The 15,902-nt window shown below is 46.3% G+C and carries 18 protein-coding genes; 12 read left to right on the top strand and 6 right to left on the bottom strand.

The annotated features are described in order from the left end of the window. The first annotated feature begins 159 nt into the window (after nucleotides 1–159). Together L3Q72_RS03420 and L3Q72_RS03425 are read left to right on the top strand one after the other, a co-directional pair. Nucleotides 160–372 (top strand): hypothetical protein, encoded by a 213-nt coding sequence (locus L3Q72_RS03420; RefSeq protein ID WP_275131278.1) that lies wholly within the window; start codon nucleotides 160–162, stop codon nucleotides 370–372. 168 nt (nucleotides 373–540) lie between these two features. Further along, complete coding sequence (locus L3Q72_RS03425) at nucleotides 541–867, top strand: hypothetical protein (protein WP_275131279.1); 327 nt, start codon at nucleotides 541–543, stop codon at nucleotides 865–867. A 54-nt stretch (nucleotides 868–921) separates the two neighbouring features. Here L3Q72_RS03425 and L3Q72_RS03430 read toward each other — a convergent pair whose 3' ends face one another. After that, nucleotides 922–2,637, bottom strand: a complete 1,716-nt coding sequence (locus L3Q72_RS03430; RefSeq protein ID WP_275131280.1) for a proline--tRNA ligase — start codon at nucleotides 2,635–2,637, stop codon at nucleotides 922–924. Between the two features lie 91 nt (nucleotides 2,638–2,728). Next, a complete protein-coding gene (gene tsaA / locus L3Q72_RS03435) occupies nucleotides 2,729–3,427 on the bottom strand; it encodes a tRNA (N6-threonylcarbamoyladenosine(37)-N6)-methyltransferase TrmO (RefSeq protein WP_275131281.1) in 699 nt (232 codons plus the stop codon). A gap of 113 nt (nucleotides 3,428–3,540) precedes the next feature. Between tsaA and L3Q72_RS03440 the strand changes: the two genes are divergently transcribed. The 5 genes from L3Q72_RS03440 to L3Q72_RS03460 all read left to right on the top strand — a co-directional run bounded on the left by L3Q72_RS03440 (nucleotide 3,541) and on the right by L3Q72_RS03460 (nucleotide 5,573). Then, nucleotides 3,541–3,813: a type B 50S ribosomal protein L31 gene (locus tag L3Q72_RS03440; RefSeq protein ID WP_275131282.1), complete on the top strand. Its 273-nt coding sequence runs from the start codon at nucleotides 3,541–3,543 to the stop codon at nucleotides 3,811–3,813. Then, nucleotides 3,813–3,953: a type B 50S ribosomal protein L36 gene (ykgO, locus tag L3Q72_RS03445; RefSeq protein WP_275131283.1), complete on the top strand. Its 141-nt coding sequence runs from the start codon at nucleotides 3,813–3,815 to the stop codon at nucleotides 3,951–3,953. The genes L3Q72_RS03440 and ykgO overlap by 1 nt, the downstream gene beginning before the upstream one ends. A gap of 152 nt (nucleotides 3,954–4,105) precedes the next feature. Further along, the gene (locus L3Q72_RS03450) at nucleotides 4,106–4,762 is read left to right on the top strand and encodes a PilZ domain-containing protein (protein WP_275131284.1); all 657 of its coding nucleotides are present in this window, start codon (nucleotides 4,106–4,108) and stop codon (nucleotides 4,760–4,762) included. Nucleotides 4,763–4,888: 126 nt separating this feature from the next. Next, a complete protein-coding gene (locus L3Q72_RS03455; RefSeq protein ID WP_275131285.1) occupies nucleotides 4,889–5,263 on the top strand; it encodes a type II toxin-antitoxin system RelE/ParE family toxin in 375 nt (124 codons plus the stop codon). Between the two features lie 7 nt (nucleotides 5,264–5,270). Then, entirely contained in the window at nucleotides 5,271–5,573 is a 303-nt protein-coding gene (locus tag L3Q72_RS03460; protein ID WP_275131286.1) for a DNA-binding transcriptional regulator, read from the top strand. A gap of 80 nt (nucleotides 5,574–5,653) precedes the next feature. Here L3Q72_RS03460 and L3Q72_RS03465 read toward each other — a convergent pair whose 3' ends face one another. The 3 genes from L3Q72_RS03465 to metN are packed head-to-tail and all read right to left on the bottom strand — an operon-like array spanning nucleotide 5,654 to nucleotide 8,203. Next, a complete protein-coding gene (locus tag L3Q72_RS03465) occupies nucleotides 5,654–6,463 on the bottom strand; it encodes a MetQ/NlpA family lipoprotein (protein ID WP_275131287.1) in 810 nt (269 codons plus the stop codon). A gap of 38 nt (nucleotides 6,464–6,501) precedes the next feature. Next, nucleotides 6,502–7,179, bottom strand: coding sequence for a methionine ABC transporter permease (locus tag L3Q72_RS03470; RefSeq protein ID WP_275131288.1), 678 nt, complete (start codon nucleotides 7,177–7,179; stop codon nucleotides 6,502–6,504). Further along, a complete protein-coding gene (gene metN, locus L3Q72_RS03475; RefSeq protein ID WP_275131289.1) occupies nucleotides 7,169–8,203 on the bottom strand; it encodes a methionine ABC transporter ATP-binding protein MetN in 1,035 nt (344 codons plus the stop codon). The genes L3Q72_RS03470 and metN overlap by 11 nt, the downstream gene beginning before the upstream one ends. Nucleotides 8,204–8,579: 376 nt before the next feature. On the opposite strand from metN, the gene gmhB reads away from it, so the two are divergent. From gmhB to treC, 4 genes are all read left to right on the top strand, one after another. Next, nucleotides 8,580–9,134 carry a D-glycero-beta-D-manno-heptose 1,7-bisphosphate 7-phosphatase gene (gmhB, locus tag L3Q72_RS03480; RefSeq protein ID WP_275131290.1) on the top strand — a complete coding sequence of 185 codons (555 nt, stop codon included), beginning with the start codon at nucleotides 8,580–8,582 and terminating at the stop codon, nucleotides 9,132–9,134. Between the two features lie 22 nt (nucleotides 9,135–9,156). Next, nucleotides 9,157–10,101: a trehalose operon repressor TreR gene (gene treR / locus L3Q72_RS03485; RefSeq protein ID WP_275131291.1), complete on the top strand. Its 945-nt coding sequence runs from the start codon at nucleotides 9,157–9,159 to the stop codon at nucleotides 10,099–10,101. Between the two features lie 369 nt (nucleotides 10,102–10,470). After that, the gene (gene treB / locus L3Q72_RS03490; RefSeq protein WP_275131292.1) at nucleotides 10,471–11,895 is read left to right on the top strand and encodes a PTS trehalose transporter subunit IIBC; all 1,425 of its coding nucleotides are present in this window, start codon (nucleotides 10,471–10,473) and stop codon (nucleotides 11,893–11,895) included. 53 nt (nucleotides 11,896–11,948) lie between these two features. Continuing rightward, a complete protein-coding gene (gene treC, locus L3Q72_RS03495; protein ID WP_275131293.1) occupies nucleotides 11,949–13,625 on the top strand; it encodes an alpha,alpha-phosphotrehalase in 1,677 nt (558 codons plus the stop codon). Nucleotides 13,626–13,677: 52 nt separating this feature from the next. Here the strand turns inward: treC and L3Q72_RS03500 are convergent, their stop codons facing one another. Further along, the gene (locus L3Q72_RS03500) at nucleotides 13,678–14,280 is read right to left on the bottom strand and encodes a YitT family protein (RefSeq protein WP_275131294.1); all 603 of its coding nucleotides are present in this window, start codon (nucleotides 14,278–14,280) and stop codon (nucleotides 13,678–13,680) included. Between the two features lie 352 nt (nucleotides 14,281–14,632). Here L3Q72_RS03500 and glyA point away from each other — a divergent pair, with 352 nt between their 5' ends. After that, on the top strand, nucleotides 14,633–15,883 hold the full coding sequence (glyA, locus tag L3Q72_RS03505; RefSeq protein ID WP_275131295.1) for a serine hydroxymethyltransferase: 1,251 nt from the start codon (nucleotides 14,633–14,635) through the stop codon (nucleotides 15,881–15,883). Nucleotides 15,884–15,902: the final 19 nt, after the last annotated feature.

Genomic DNA, 15,902 nt, shown 5'->3' on the forward strand with positions numbered 1-15,902 from the left:
TAGACGAGAAAAAAATGATACAGACTAAGATTTACGATGTTTTACATAGTGTTTTCAGTGACCACTTTTATCGCAAATTTCCGGAGAAGGTATAAACTATTTACTAATGAAATATCTGTTTTCGCCAGTATTAGCAAGGGATCCAAACCGGAGAACAATATGGCTGTTGAACATGAAAGTAGGAAAGCATTCAGAAAGGTCGTCGAAGAGCTAAAAGCAAAAGGTACATACGCAGGTTGTATCGAGAAAGACCCGGGTGGTGAGTGGCTGGGTATGGTATATGAGCGCAATCTGGGGTTTAGTGACCCTGAGGATCAGCTGCATTATGCTCATTGTGTATTTAATGGTGAAAAGCGCCTGAAGCATGATTAGGTATTTTTAGTACAAAAAAAGCCTGTTTTAAATCAACTTTTTGGTAATCTTAATATATTTTTGCTTGTAATTGTGAGCGCAATTTTGTCTGATAGGCTCACAACAAAAGGATAATGGATTTAACCTGGGCTTTATATGAAAATTGGTAATTTGGTATGGCAGGGACTATTGCTTTTTTCTTGCATTTCCCTCGCTGTCAGTGCTGCGACACGAGAAGAGCAGATAGCTATTGATCTTGCAATAGCATTGAATGGTGCTATGGAGCCAGAGGAGTTAGTTGTGCTTCTGATGGAGCAGAAGCCTGAATTGGCAGAAGATATCCTTTCTAGTTTAATGAAAGCCCATCCAGATAACTCTTCTACTATTGCTCAGGCTGCGATTGCAGCCGCCCCGGAAGAGCAGGTGGATGCGCTTATGTTTGCAGCCATCGGGTCTGGATTGGATCCGACACGAGTAGCCGAAGCGACCGCTGCAGGTACTCCGGATAATAAGTAAAATAGACAAAAAAGGCTGCAAATTGCAGCCTTTTTTACTTAGATAGCATGGAAATTAAGCCAGCTGAGCCTTAACGTGCTCAACAATACTTTCCATTGCAATACCCACTTTTTCACCACTACGGCGGTTCTTGTATTCAAAGTTGCCTTCATCCATGCTGCGATCGCCGATCACAATGGTGTGAGGAACACCAACAAGCTCCATATCGGAGAACATGACACCCGGGCGCTCTTTACGGTCATCGAACAGCACTTCGATACCGGCAGCAGTCAGTTCAGCATATAGCTTTTCAGCTGCTTCTTTAACGCGCTCAGATTTGTGCATGTTCATAGGTACGATACCAACCTGGAATGGTGCAATGGCATCCGGCCAGATAACGCCGTACTTGTCGTGGTTCTGCTCGATAGCTGCCGCCACAACGCGGGATACGCCGATACCGTAACAGCCCATCTCCAGAGTGACGTTCTTACCGTCAGGACCAAGAACGCCACAGTTCATTTTCTCTGAGTAGTTAGTACCAAGCTGGAAGATATGACCCACTTCGATACCACGTTTTAGCAGGATAGTACCCTGGCCACATGGGCTTGGATCGCCTTCCACTACATTACGCAGATCTTCAATCTGACCAAGCTCGGCATCACGGCCCCAGTTAATACCGAAGTAGTGTTTGTCGTCTACGTTAGCACCGGCACCGAAGTCGCTCATTACTGCAACTGAGCGGTCAACGATAAATGGCAGTTCAAGGCCAACAGGGCCAAGAGAACCAGGGCCTGCACCAATTAGTGCGCGGATCTCTTCTTCTGTCGCCATCTCAAGCGGAGCGGCTACTTCTTTCAGGTTTTCAGCTTTCACTTCATTAAGCTCGTGATCGCCACGAATAATAAGCGCAATAAGATCAGCTTCTACCTCGTCAGAGGCTTTTACGAACAGTGTCTTAACCGTCTTTTCAATTGGTAGCTCGAACTGCTCAACAAGCTCAGCGATGGTCTTAGCATTTGGCGTATCAACCAGCGTCATTTCCTGAGTCGGCTGCGCGCGATCAGTTGCCGGAGCAAGCGCTTCTGCTTTTTCGATATTTGCTGCATAGTCAGATTCGGTTGAGAATGCAATCAGGTCTTCACCGCTTTCTGCCAGTACGTGGAACTCTTGTGAACCGCTACCACCGATAGCACCGCTGTCTGCAAGTACCGGACGGTAATCAAGACCCATGCGGTCGAACGCTTTACAGTATGCATCGTGCATAGCGTCGTATGATTTTTGCAGCCCGTCTTTGTCGATATCGAAGCTGTATGCATCCATCATCGAGAATTCACGTGCACGCATCACACCGAAGCGAGGGCGTCTTTCATCACGGAATTTAGTCTGGATCTGGTACAGATTCAGCGGAAGTTGCTTGTATGAGTTCACCTCATTGCGCACAAGGCTGGTGATCACCTCTTCTGCTGTCGGGCTAAGTACAAACGGACGAACATGACGGTCAGTAAAGCGAAGTAGCTCAGGGCCCATTTTTTCAGAGCGGCCTGTCTCTTCCCATAGCTCAAACGGCTGTACAACGGGCATTAAGGTTTCAATTGCCCCTGCATTGTCGATTTCTTCGCGAACAATATTTTCGACTTTACGCAGAACACGCAGACCGGTAGGCAGCCAGGTATACAGACCTGAAGCCAGCTTACGGATCATACCTGCACGTAGCATTAGCTGGTGGCTAATGATCTCTGCGTCGTTTGGAGTCTCCTTCACAGTAGAAAGAAGATATTTACTGGTACGCATTTATGGTATCCGTTCATCATTATTTAAAAGACAATTACTGAGATTACAGTAATCAGATTAGGCCGCTAATAATAGCAGCCCTTTAGCCATGTCAAAAGCGTTCTATTGAGGTGACGACAACTATTTCACCGTCAACCTTAAATTTCACGTTAAGATCGAACAAATTTACCGCATATTCTTTGTCATCCGGCCGGTTTTTCTTGTAGGCAGGTCTGGGATCCTGACTTAAAACCTCAGTAATTACAGCTGTGACCTGCTGGCGGTTGGAATGAAAGCGGATCTGTTGCCCGGCCAGATCGGAGAAAATGACTTCAAGTTGTCTGGGTTCGTTCTGGGCAAAGCCACCATTGGCCTGGGGAATAGAATCCGAGTAAGGGATATAAGGCTTAATATCGACAACAGGGGTACCGTCCACCAGGTCGACACTTCCCAGCTCCAGAGATACCTGCCCGTCTTTTTGGCTGATACCTTTCAGCTCGACCGCTGACATGCCGATGCCGTTGGGCCTGAATGGCGAGCGGGTAGCGAAAACGCCCACCCGTTCATTTCCGCCAAGCCTTGGTGGTCTTACCGTTGGAGTCCAGCCTGCCTGCAGGTTCTGGTCAAAAAGAAACAGCAGCCATAAATGGCTGAACTCTTCTAAGCCTCTTACTGATTCCGGGTTATTTGCCTCTCCCAGCAACTCTATCCGGGCTGTCGCGCTTGGGGCGAGCCTTGGTTGCCTGGGAACGGCAAACTTCTCTTTATAAGGACTTTTAATAGTTCCGATTGGGTTGATTAGATGGTCCATGGTTATGCTTAGGTCATTATTCCTTGCAACAAAATAACACAAAAATCGCTCGCATTATTAAATGAGAATGGTTATCATTGCGTTTGTTATAACATAACAATACGAGGAGTAAGATGAAAAGTAATATCCACCCGGATTACCGCACAGTTGTATTCCATGATACCAGCGTAGATAAGTATTTCTTAATTGGTTCAACGCTACAGACTGACAGAACCATCGAGTGGGAAGATGGTAAAACATACCCATATATGACCATTGAAGTTTCTTCCGAGTCTCATCCTTTCTATACAGGCAAGCAGAGAATTGCTCATAAAGAGGGCCGTGTTGCAAACTTTAACCGCCGGTTCGGTAACCTGGGCAGCAAGCCGTCAGAAGGGGACAAATAATGAAAGTATTAAGCTCACTGAAAAGTGCAAAAACGCGCCATCACGATTGTCAGGTGGTAAAACGCAGAGGTCGTGTTTACGTTATCTGTAAAAGTAATCCGCGTTTTAAAGCTGTTCAGGGCAAAGTGAAAAAGCGTTAAGAGACCAAGATCCCAAAACTTCTGTTTCTGTTGAACTTTTAATAGTTTTATTAATTATTCATTATCAGCCATTACTGATTTAGTGTATGATTCTGTCTGCATAAAAAGCACAAATACAATACAAATTAACATTAAGTTTTGGTTCGTTTGGCATGGTTCATAAAACAACATTCCAGACTGATGTTGGCAGATTTTTAACCATAGGCATGAAACTGTCGGCAGTCATTCAGTTTGGACCCGATAATGAGTACTCGCTGAGTTGTCACTTTCTTGGAATGAAGGAAAAACAGTTCCTGATTTTTGAGTTAAGTGCGAAAACAATGGAAGATCTGATCGCCAGAAGAACTAAGGACGCACAAGTCGTTATCAAAGGCGTCGCAGATACAGAAGTTGGTCATATCATCGCATTTAAAAGCCAGATCCTGGGTATTAAACCTATGGCATCCTGGCTGATGTTTGTTCGCTTTCCCCGTCATATAGAGGCGAGGGAGATTCGTGAGAACAAGCGTTACAAAGTGAACATTCCGGCTGAGCTGGCCATTGAAACCTCCAGCACCAGTGTCAATATTGTGGATATTTCAGCAACCGGATGCGGGATCTTTTCCCAGCAGGAACTGATGGTTGAAAAAGGCACTGAAATTAAGTTGGATGCTAAAGTCGACACCCTCCCTGACCCTAAGCCCAAATGCTTTGTTGCGAATTCCAGAAAATATGGAAAGGGCACCATGCTTGGAATTACCTTCGAATCCCCGATTCAGGTGGATGACCAGCTCAGAGTTGAACTGTTTAAGCATCTGGTTATTCATTAAATCAGTAGAAATTCACATTCTTTACCAATAGATAAAAGCTTTAATACCCAAAACGCGGGAGTATTTTCCATTAATTGAAAACTATGCCCTTTTGGGGTATAGTTTTGGGGCTTTGAAGTTATCTATATGAACATATACAAGACGAAGGCGTTTCAAAGAAGCTTTAAAAAAACAGCATTAACCGATGAAATTCTGAAGCTGTGCTGTTTGGAAATGGAGCATGGTCTGATAGATGCAGATTATGGAGGCCACCTTTATAAGAAAAGGGTGGCAATGCCTGGAAGAGGTAAATCCGGTAGTTACCGAACGATGATTGGTGCGCGGTTAGGCGACAGTTATTTTTTTCTTTATTTGTTTCCTAAGAAAGCACAGAGCAATATAGACAAAGCTGAGGAGAAGGCTCTAAAAGAGCTGGCAAGGCACTTCCTTGATAAGACTTCAGAGGATTTAGCGAGAATGGTTTCGAAAGGTCTGCTTTTCAAATTGCGTGGAGAAGAGTGATTTTATTATGAGTGACATTTTAAATACGGTTTATGAAACTGCGCAGGATTTGCATAAAAATGGTGAGATGGATAAGACTACGCTCCGAAAGTTTGATGCAATTTGCCTTACCCCTGTTCATGAATTTAGCGCTGATGAAGTAAAGTCTTTGCGGGTAAGGTTTAACTTGAGTCAGGCTGTACTGGCTGAGTACCTGAATGTAAGTACAAAACTGGTTCAGAAATGGGAGCAGAATGTCAGTCACCCTAAGGGAGCTGCTTTAAAGTTGCTTACTTTGGCTGAGAAAAAAGGTATTGATGTTATTGCCTGATAAAAAAGGGCGGTATAACCAATAGGTTAACCACCCTTAAATTTTGTATTTATACCAATACCAGTTCGTTCAGGTCTGGATTACCAACCCTTCACCACACCGCCGTTAAAGATTTCAGTTGCTGCTTTGTAAACTTCTTCTGTCTGATAAGACTTCACAAAGTTTTGTACGTTTTCTGCGTTCACATTGTCTTCACGGGCAACAATCAGGTTTACGTATGGAGACTCTTTATCTTCAACAAAGATACCGTCTTTTTCCGGAGTCAGGTTGATGCTGCTTGCGTAAGTAGTGTTGATGATTGCCAGAGCAACATCATCCAGAGAGCGTGGTAGCTGAGGCGCTTCCAGTTCAACAATTTCGATGTTCTTTGGGTTTTCAACTACATCACGAACTGTTGCCAGAAGGCCAACCCCTTCTTTTAGTTTAAGCAGACCCTGTTGCTCAAGAAGAAGCAGAGAACGACCAAGGTTTGTTGGGTCGTTTGGTACTGCAATGCGCGCACCTTCAGCAATTTCGTCGACAGATTTAACCTGCTTTGAGTAACCGGCAATCGGGTATACGAAAGTGTTACCGGCGATAGTCAGCTTGTAGCCACGGTCAGCAACTTGCTGGTCAAGGTATGGCTTGTGCTGGAATGCGTTGATATCAACAGAGCCGTCGTCGGTTGCTGCGTTTGGTGTTACATAATCAGTGAAAGTCACCAACTCAACATCCAGGCCGTACTTCTCTTTTGCGATTTTTGCAGCCACTTCAGCAACCTGTGCCTCTGCGCCAGCGATTACCGCCACTTTGATTTTGCTGGTATCTGCTTCTTTTTCACCACAACCGGCCAGTACCAGTGCAGATGCTGCTGTTGCGATTGTCAGTAATTTCTTCAGGCTAAATTTCATGAGTTCTTCCTCCTGTCTGTTCTTGTAAATATATTGTTTTATCTGTGGTCAACACGGCGTACAACGGCATCGCCGACTGACTGGATAATCTGTACCAGTACAATAAGCATCACAACGGTTACTGCCATAATGCCGATATCGTATCTGTGGAAACCATAACGGATAGCCACGTCACCAAGGCCACCACCACCAACTGTACCTGCCATCGCAGAGTAGCTGACCAGAGTAACCAGAGTGATAGTCACTGAGTTCACTATGGTTGGCAGTGCTTCAGGTAAAAGCACTTTGGTAATAATCTGATTTGTGGTTGCCCCCATTGACTGAGCCGCTTCAATGAGTCCGGTTGGTACTTCAAGCAGTGCGCCTTCAATAAGCCGGGCAACAAACGGAATAGCACCGATAGTTAGCGGAACGATAGCAGCAGTAGTGCCGATAAAGGTGCCCACAAGCAGTTTGGTTACCGGGATAATAGCGACCATAAGCACCAGAAACGGCACAGAGCGGCCAACGTTTACAACGGCACCCAGTATGGAATTAAGCTTAGGATTTTCGGCCAGACCGCCTTTCTTGCTGATATGCAGAATCACACCCAGTGGGATACCCACTGCAAATCCGACAATGCCGGACACAGCAACCATATAAACGGTTTCCCAGGTTGCATCTAACAGCAGGCCTGAGTTCTGGCTCAGCCAGTTTGCGATATCGTTAAAGGACATAACCCAGAACCTCCACTTTTACCTTGTGATCACGCAGATAGGCAATGGCTGCTTCATCATCTGCTTCATTACCGAACATCTCTGCGACCATCATGCCGAACTTCACACCGCCGGCGTAATCCAGATCAGAGCTTAAGATGCTGATATCAATGTTGTACTTACGGCTGATCTGGCTAACCAGAGGCGCATCCACAGTGGCACCGGTAAACTCAAGGCGGACCAGCGGATAACTTCCGGCCACTCGCTCTTGCTGAAGACGAGCCTGATAATCATCAGGAATGGAAAGATCCAGCGTGGAGCGGATAAATTCATGCGCCAGTTCGGTTTTCGGGTGAGCAAAAATCTCTCCCACAGAGCCTTTTTCCACCAATTCACCGCCGCCAATAATGGCTACCTCATGACAGATACTTTTTACAACATCCATCTCATGGGTGATCAGCAGCATAGTGATATTGAGCTTTCGGTTGATCTCTTTAAGCAGTTCCAGAATCGACTGAGTGGTTGCCGGATCAAGCGCACTTGTTGCTTCATCACAAAGCAGCACTTTTGGATCCGAAGCAAGCGCACGGGCGATGGCAACACGCTGCTTCTGGCCGCCACTCAGGTTTGCCGGGTAGGTATCACGCTTATCAGCCAGGCCAACCAGTGTCAGTAGTTCAGAGACTTTCTCTTCGATGTGAGACTGCTCTTTTCCGGCCAGTTCCAGCGGAAGCGCAATGTTTTCAAACACAGTACGTGAAGAAAGCAGATTGAAGTGCTGAAAGATCATGCCGATATTTCGGCGTGCTTCGCTTAATTCTGCTTTAGATAATTTGGTTAAATCAACACCATCAACCACTACCTTGCCTGATGTTGGTGCTTCCAGCATGTTTACACAACGGATCAGTGTGCTTTTCCCTGCACCTGACGAGCCGATAACCCCAAAGATAGTGCCCTGCGGGATAGTCAGGTTTATATCTTTCAGGGCGTTGATAGCTTTAGCTCCCTGATAGAAAACCTTGTTTACTTGAGAAATTTCAATCATGTAAAAACCTGTGCGAAGCAAATAACCGCAATAGCATAATATTTTGCATTGCGAATGAACTGGTAGAGGATGCTATTGTGAATGGAAGTTTAAGTCAATAGATATTTTTACGTCTAGATGGCTAAACGGGTTGGGTGGTAAGGTTGATTTGTAATGGGATATAAGGAATGGGTATAAGAAACTGGGCTATGGGGCTATGGGGCTATGGGGCTATGGGGCTATGGGGCTATGGGGCTATGGGGTGACTCTCCCTATAGCCCTAAAGGACGAAGTCCGTCCCATAGCCCCATCGCCCAATACCCAAATATATATTTCGTGCCAACCGCCCCAATAAGTGCAATAATTTCGTTGATATAGCGTATAAGAGGACAGAACCTTGGCTAAACCTGCCGTGTTTTTAGACCGTGATGGTGTGATTAATGTTGATCACGGATATGTGCATGATGAGCATGACTTTGAATTTATCGATGGTGTTTTTGAGGCGACGAAACAGCTTAAAGATATGGGGTATCTTTTGGTTATGGTCACCAATCAGGCCGGTATTGCACGAGGTTATTACACTGAAGACAGGTTCTTATCTCTGACTCAGTGGATGGACTGGAACTTTGTTGATAACGGTGTTGAGTTTGATGGTTTTTATTACTGCCCTCATCACCCTGAGCACGGAACTGGTACTTACAAACAGGACTGTGATTGTCGTAAGCCAAAGCCGGGAATGCTTGTATCTGCGCGTGATTACCTGAAAATTGATATGGCTAACTCAATAATGGTTGGAGATAAAACAGGGGATCTGGAAGCGGCTGAAGCGGCTGGCGTTGGGACTAAGATCCTTGTTCGTACCGGTAAGCCGGTGACTGAAAAAGGTGAAGCCCTTGCCACAGCTGTACTGGATAGCATCAAAGATGTTCCTGGCTTTATTTCAAACCGATAAACAGAAGTAACTTTGTCGTTTTATGAGTAAAAAGCTGACCATTCATGATATAGCCAAACTTGCCGGGGTGGGGAAGTCAACCGTATCCCGGGTTCTGACCAATGATCCTAAGGTAAAACCTGAAACCAGAGCGCTGGTGGAAAGGGTGATTGAAGAGTCAGGCTATGTTCCCTCCAAATCGGCTCAGTCTATGCGCGGGGGGAGTCAGAAAGTGATTGGCGTTATTATCTCCCGTCTGGATTCTCCTTCAGAAAACCGCGCCGTAAGCAGCATCCTTAACTCGCTCTATTCTGCCGGGTACGATGTTGTGATTATGGAGAGCCAGTTCGATGTTAATAAAACCAATGAACATCTGGATGTGCTGAAAAAGCGTAACGTCGATGGTGTGATTCTGTTTGGCTTTACAGGTTGCGATGTAAAAAAACTGGCAGGCTGGAAGTCAAAAATGGTGGTTATTGCCATGGATGTGCAGGAAGTTTCATCCATCAACTACGATAACCGGGGTGTAATCGTCAAAGCTCTGCGGCACCTTGAACAAAAAGGCTTTTCTGAAATCAGCTACATAGGTGTAGACAGAAGCGACCGGACAACAGGTGAGCTTCGTCTTGACGCTTATCTGCAATGGTGTGACACCAATAAGGTGCAGCCTAATTACGCAACAGGTCAGCTTAATCACGAAAGTGCCTACCAGCTGGTGGATCAGGTGCTGACTCCGTCCACGCAGGCGATAGTCTGCGCCAGTGATACCCTTGCCCTTGGGGTGATAAAAAGGCTCCAGGAGCTGGGCAAAGAAGAGGTCACTGTGACCGGTGTGGGCGGCAATGATCTGCTCTCATTTATGTTCCCAAATGTATTTAGTGTGGATCCCGGTTATGAAGAGGCAGGGCGAAGCGCCGCTGATCTACTGATCAAACAATTGACCGGACAAACAGAAGACATTCACCTGACTCAAATTCCTGTTTATTAAGAATATTTCCGCCCCCATCCCTCGTTCCCATGCTCCAGCGTGGGAATGCATACCAGACTTAAATTATCCAGTCATAGTGTGATTTTTTCCAAGCATATTTTCTTTAATTTCATAACCTTACGTAGAAGATTTTACCCCCGGTATGCATTCCCACGCTGGAGTGGGAACGAGAGGGCTTCTACTCGATTAAGGCGTTGAATTATAGGGTTTTGAAGATCTTTTATGTGATCGCATTCAATAAATGGGACTGTTCCCATTTCCGGTTTTTATTTTCGGGGTTAATATATCGCCAGTTTTTGGGACTGTTCCCATTCATTTAAAAACAGTCCATTTGTTATAATTAAATTAATCGATAACGGGTAGAGAATTATGAGTAAGATTGCAAAGCAAGATATTGCTCGTCTTATTGAACTGGTTGGTGGTGGCGACAATATCGCTAGCGTTAGCCACTGTCTGACGAGACTGCGTTTTGTGCTGAATGATACTGATGCGGCAGATGTAAAAGCGCTGGAAAAACTGGCGATGGTAAAGGGCTGCTTTACTAACGCCGGTCAGTTTCAGGTTGTAATTGGTACAGAAGTGGATGAAGTTTATAAGCTTCTTATCGATATGGCTGGCAAAAAAGCAGCATCTAAGGATGAAGCTAAACTGGCCGCTCGTCAGAATATGAACATTCTGGAACGTGGTATCTCCCATTTAGCCGAAATTTTTGTACCACTGCTTCCGGCAATTATCACGGGTGGTCTGATCCTTGGTTTCCGTAACGTCATTGGCGATATCAGAATGTTTGATGGCCAGACGCTGACGCAAATCAGTCAGTTCTGGGCAACGGTTCACTCCTTCCTGTGGCTGATTGGTGAAGCTATCTTCTTCTTCCTGCCGGTTGGTGTCTGCTGGTCTACGGTTAAGAAGCTAGGTGGTACGCCGATTCTGGGTATTACGCTTGGTGTGACCCTGGTCTCCCCTCAGCTGATGAATGCTTACCTGATTGGTAAACAGGTGCCTGAAGCCTGGGACTTTGGTCTGTTTGTGATTGAAAAAGTGGGCTATCAGGCGCAGGTTATCCCGGCAATGCTGGCAGGTATTGCTCTGGCGTTTATTGAAACCAGCCTGAAGCGTGTTGTGCCGTCTTACCTGTACCTTGTGGTTGTGCCGTTTGTTTCAATCCTGGTGTCTGTTGTTCTGGCTCACTCACTAATCGGTCCTTTCGGCCGTGTTATCGGTGACGGTGTGGCTTATGCTGCCAAAGCGGCAATGACAGGTGATTTTGCTGTGCTTGGCGCAATGGTGTTTGGTTTCTTCTATGCACCTCTGGTTATCACAGGTGTTCACCACACAACTAACGCCGTTGACCTTCAACTGATGCAGGAACTTGGCGGTACGCCTATCTGGCCTCTGATTGCTTTGTCTAACATTGCTCAGGCATCGGCTGTTGTGGGTATTATCATGATCAGTAAAAAGAATGGTGAGCGTGATATCTCTGTACCGGCTGCGATTTCTGCTTACCTGGGCGTAACAGAGCCTGCCATGTACGGTATTAACCTGAAGTACAAATTCCCTATGCTGAGCGCAATGGTTGGTTCAGCTATCGCAGCGGCAATCTGTGGCAGTGCTGGTGTTATGGCGAATGGTATCGGTGTGGGTGGTCTTCCGGGCATCCTGTCTATTCAGCCTCAGTACTGGACGATTTATGCAATCGCAATGCTGGTTGCGATTATTCTTCCGGCCTTCCTGACCCTGTTCTTCTATAAAAGAGCGCAAGTAAAAGGCAGCCTTGAAGTTGCAAGCGCTTAACCCCGATTGAGTGGCCACCTTGGCCACTCACCTTTCTTTTCTGTAAGTGAGTTATGACCATGAATGCAAATGATCAACTGTGGTGGAAAACCGCCACGATTTATCAGATCTATCCTAAAAGTTTTTGTGACAGCACAGATAAAGGTACCGGGGATATTCAGGGAATTATTTCCAAACTGGATTATCTGAAGCTTCTTGGTATTGATGCTATCTGGCTGACACCTGTGTACGAATCGCCAATGGTGGATAACGGTTACGATATCTCGGACTATTTCGCCATTAATCCTGAATTTGGCACCATGTCCGATTTTGATGAACTGCTGGAGCAGGCGCACCAGCGCGGCATCCGTATCATTATGGACATTGTGGTAAATCACACTTCTACCGAGCATGCCTGGTTTAAGTCTGCACTGGGTAACAAGAACAGCCCGTACCGTGATTACTACATCTGGAAAGATCCTGTGGAGGGTCAGGCACCGACCAACTGGGAATCTAAGTTTGGCGGCAACGCCTGGGAGCTGGATGAGAAAACCGGTCAGTACTATCTGCACCTGTTTGCAAAAGAGCAGGCAGATCTGAACTGGGAAAACCCGAAAGTCAGAGAAGAAGTGAAGTCTGTGATTGAGTTCTGGGCGGAGAAGGGCGTGGATGGATTCCGTCTGGATGTGATTAACCTGATCTCCAAGCAGCAGGACTTTCCTAACGATGATATCGGTGACGGTCGCCGCTTCTATACCGATGGCCCGCGTGTTCATGAATACCTTCAGGAAATCAGCGAAGCGGTATTCCAGAAGTATGGTTCAGTTACCGTTGGTGAGATGTCCTCTACCACGCTTGAGCACTGCCAGCAGTACTCATCGCTGGATAACAAAGAGCTTTCCATGGTGTTTAATTTCCACCACCTGAAAGTGGACTACACAAATGGTGATAAGTGGACAAAAGCCCCTTTTGACTTTTTGCAGCTTAAGCAGATCTTTAACCACTGGCAGACAGGCCTGAACGGTAAAGGCTGGGGCGCAATTTTCTGGTGTAACCATGATCAGCCGCGTGTTGTCAGCCGTCTTGGTGACGATCAGAACTACCGTGTGGAATCAGCCAAGATGCTGGGGGCTTCTGTGCATATGATGCAGGGCACACCGTATGTGTATCAGGGGGAAGAGATCGGCATGACCAACCCTCACTACACAGATATCAGTCAGTATCAGGATGTTGAAAGTACCAATATGTACGACATTATGGTCAATCAGCAGGGCGTGGAACAGGCTGCAATGCTGGCAATCCTTGACCAGAAGTCCCGTGATAACTCCCGGACACCGATGCAGTGGAACCGGGAAAAATACTCTGGTTTCTCTAAGGGTAAACCATGGCTTGAAGTGGCAGCTAATTATTCAGAAGTGAATGCCGCATCTGCGGTTGATGATCAGGATTCAGTGTTTTATTTCTATCAGAAACTGATTCAGTTGCGTAAAGATATTCCGGTTATCACTAGCGGCGATTATCTTGACCTTCTGCCTGAGCACAAGCAGGTGTTCTGTTATGCGCGCCGTGATAGTAAGCAGACACTTATCTGCGTAAATAACTATTATGGTGAAGAGGCTGAATGTACAGTTCCGGCGGAGTTTGAGCTAAGCAAGGCAAGCTGCCTGCTTTCAAACTACCCGGTGGAAGAGTCGCAAAATAACCTGGTACTCAGGCCTTATGAGTGCAGAATTTTGCTGATTGAGAGCTGATAAGGTGAACTCCTGCACTGGGATTGGTATTACCAGTGCAGGAGTTCTTTAATCAACCATAGGTAACAATATACCGGTTTGGCTTATGGTTCATGGTAAGGACCATATTAATCACAATGGCCCCGGTTACTGACAGGGCGATAGTCCATACTGAAACAAAAAACAGAGAAGCGATCAGTATGCCTGCGTCAATCAGCATCTGAACTTTACCCGCCGGAATGCCTTTTTTATCCTGAATCAGCAGGCAAAATATATTGAACCCTCCCAGGCTGGAGCGGTGACGGAAAAGGATCAGCATTCCCAGCCCCATCAATAGTCCGCCGGCAACGGCACAATAGATTTCATTGATTGAATCCAGCTTAATTACCAGATCGGCGTGATCTGCGAAAATGGAAACCAGTCCCCCGGAAATTACGCTGTTTACCGCAAATGTTTTGCCGTAGCGTTTCCATCCCAGATAGTAAAACGGACAGTTAAGCACAAAATAGAGGGTTCCGAAGGTGAGCGGAATTATCTGATTTAAAAGCAGAGCTAAACCGGCCGTGCCGCCTGTCAGCAGATCCGCTGATTGCAGCAAAAATACGCCCTGCGCAGTGAGAAATGTACCGGTTAAGATGGCAACCCAATCTTCTTTGTGTGTGTGTTTTTCAGCCATTATTAAAATCATCTTACCTATAATGGCTGGAATCTTATTAAAAAACTTATATTTTCTGTAGCTTGGGGGGGAATTTAGTGGTAAACATGTGTAATTCACTTTTTACGGAGTGTAAAGCAGGAAATTGACAGCGGACAACCAGAACTGGTCAGGCCTGCTGTTTAATGAAGTTAATTCACATGGAACATGAAAATTCTGCATAAAGAAATGCTGGCAAGTGGCTTTCTGACTTAAGTCAAATTAGGTAGAATATTGCCACTTATCAGAGTGACGAAAACGTTTGCTCGGAGCATTTTACGTTTCGTTGTGTGGTTTTTAGGAAATTTCAGATTATCTGAGTCAGGAGATACAGATGCTAAAGCGTGACATGAACATCGCTGATTATGATGCGGAGCTATTCGCAGCCATCCAGGAAGAGACTCTTCGCCAGGAAGAGCATATTGAGCTAATTGCTTCAGAAAACTACACCAGCCCACGCGTTATGGAAGCTCAGGGCTCTCAGCTAACTAACAAGTATGCAGAAGGCTATCCGGGTAAGCGCTACTACGGTGGTTGTGAGTATGTAGACAAGGCAGAAGCACTGGCGATTGACCGTGCATGTCAGCTATTTGAGTGTGAGTACGCGAACGTTCAGCCTCACTCAGGTTCTCAGGCGAACAGCGCGGTTTACATGGCGCTTCTTAAGCCAGGCGACACAGTTCTTGGTATGAGCCTTGCTCACGGTGGTCACCTGACTCACGGTTCACCGGTAAACTTCTCTGGTAAGCACTACAACGTCATTCCTTACGGTATCGATGACGCAGGTCAAATCAACTACGATGAGATGGAAGCACTTGCTCTTGAGCACAAGCCTAAGATGATCATCGGTGGTTTCTCTGCTTACTCTCAGGTGGTTGACTGGGCTCGCATGCGTGAAATCGCAGACAAAGTAGATGCTTACCTGTTTGTTGATATGGCGCACGTTGCCGGTCTTATCGCTGCTGGCGTATACCCGACTCCACTGCCGCACGCGCACGTTGTAACAACAACAACTCACAAGACTCTTGCTGGCCCACGTGGCGGTCTGATCCTGTCTAACGCTGGCGAAGACATGTACAAGAAGCTGAACTCAGCGGTATTCCCTGGCGGTCAGGGTGGTCCTCTGATGCACGTAATCGCTGGTAAAGCGGTAGCGTTTAAAGAAGCGATGGAGCCAGAGTTCAAAGAGTACCAGCAGCGCGTGGTTGTAAACGCAAAAGCTATGGTTGCTGAGTTTATCGCTCGTGGCTACAAGATCGTTTCTGGTTCGACAGAAAACCACCTGTTCCTTGTTGACCTGATCGACAAAGACATCACAGGTAAAGAAGCAGACGCAGCGCTTGGTGCAGCAAACATCACGGTAAACAAAAACTCAGTACCAAACGACCCACGCAGCCCGTTTGTGACTTCTGGTATCCGCGTTGGTACACCAGCAATCACTCGCCGTGGCTTCACAGAAGAAGACGCGAAGAACCTTGCAGGCTGGATGTGTGACGTGCTTGATAACATTAACGACGAAGCGGTTATCGAGGCGACTAAGGCTAAGGTTTTAGAGATTTGTAAGCGTCTTCCGGTTTATGCGTAATTAAGAAAGGCCCTGGGCC

The organism is Vibrio sp. JC009 (genome assembly GCF_029016485.1).
Taxonomy (GTDB): Bacteria; Pseudomonadota; Gammaproteobacteria; order Enterobacterales; family Vibrionaceae; genus Vibrio.

Coding starts and splice junctions, on each gene's coding strand:
- L3Q72_RS03420 (WP_275131278.1), top strand. CDS start 160: ATGGCTGTTGAACATGAAAGTAGGAAAGCATTCAGAAAGGTCGTCGAA.
- L3Q72_RS03430 (WP_275131280.1), bottom strand. CDS start 2,637: ATGCGTACCAGTAAATATCTTCTTTCTACTGTGAAGGAGACTCCAAAC.
- tsaA (WP_275131281.1), bottom strand. CDS start 3,427: ATGGACCATCTAATCAACCCAATCGGAACTATTAAAAGTCCTTATAAA.
- L3Q72_RS03440 (WP_275131282.1), top strand. CDS start 3,541: ATGAAAAGTAATATCCACCCGGATTACCGCACAGTTGTATTCCATGAT.
- ykgO (WP_275131283.1), top strand. CDS start 3,813: ATGAAAGTATTAAGCTCACTGAAAAGTGCAAAAACGCGCCATCACGAT.
- L3Q72_RS03450 (WP_275131284.1), top strand. CDS start 4,106: ATGGTTCATAAAACAACATTCCAGACTGATGTTGGCAGATTTTTAACC.
- L3Q72_RS03455 (WP_275131285.1), top strand. CDS start 4,889: ATGAACATATACAAGACGAAGGCGTTTCAAAGAAGCTTTAAAAAAACA.
- L3Q72_RS03460 (WP_275131286.1), top strand. CDS start 5,271: ATGAGTGACATTTTAAATACGGTTTATGAAACTGCGCAGGATTTGCAT.
- L3Q72_RS03465 (WP_275131287.1), bottom strand. CDS start 6,463: ATGAAATTTAGCCTGAAGAAATTACTGACAATCGCAACAGCAGCATCT.
- L3Q72_RS03470 (WP_275131288.1), bottom strand. CDS start 7,179: ATGTCCTTTAACGATATCGCAAACTGGCTGAGCCAGAACTCAGGCCTG.
- metN (WP_275131289.1), bottom strand. CDS start 8,203: ATGATTGAAATTTCTCAAGTAAACAAGGTTTTCTATCAGGGAGCTAAA.
- treR (WP_275131291.1), top strand. CDS start 9,157: ATGAGTAAAAAGCTGACCATTCATGATATAGCCAAACTTGCCGGGGTG.
- treB (WP_275131292.1), top strand. CDS start 10,471: ATGAGTAAGATTGCAAAGCAAGATATTGCTCGTCTTATTGAACTGGTT.
- treC (WP_275131293.1), top strand. CDS start 11,949: ATGACCATGAATGCAAATGATCAACTGTGGTGGAAAACCGCCACGATT.
- L3Q72_RS03500 (WP_275131294.1), bottom strand. CDS start 14,280: ATGGCTGAAAAACACACACACAAAGAAGATTGGGTTGCCATCTTAACC.
- glyA (WP_275131295.1), top strand. CDS start 14,633: ATGCTAAAGCGTGACATGAACATCGCTGATTATGATGCGGAGCTATTC.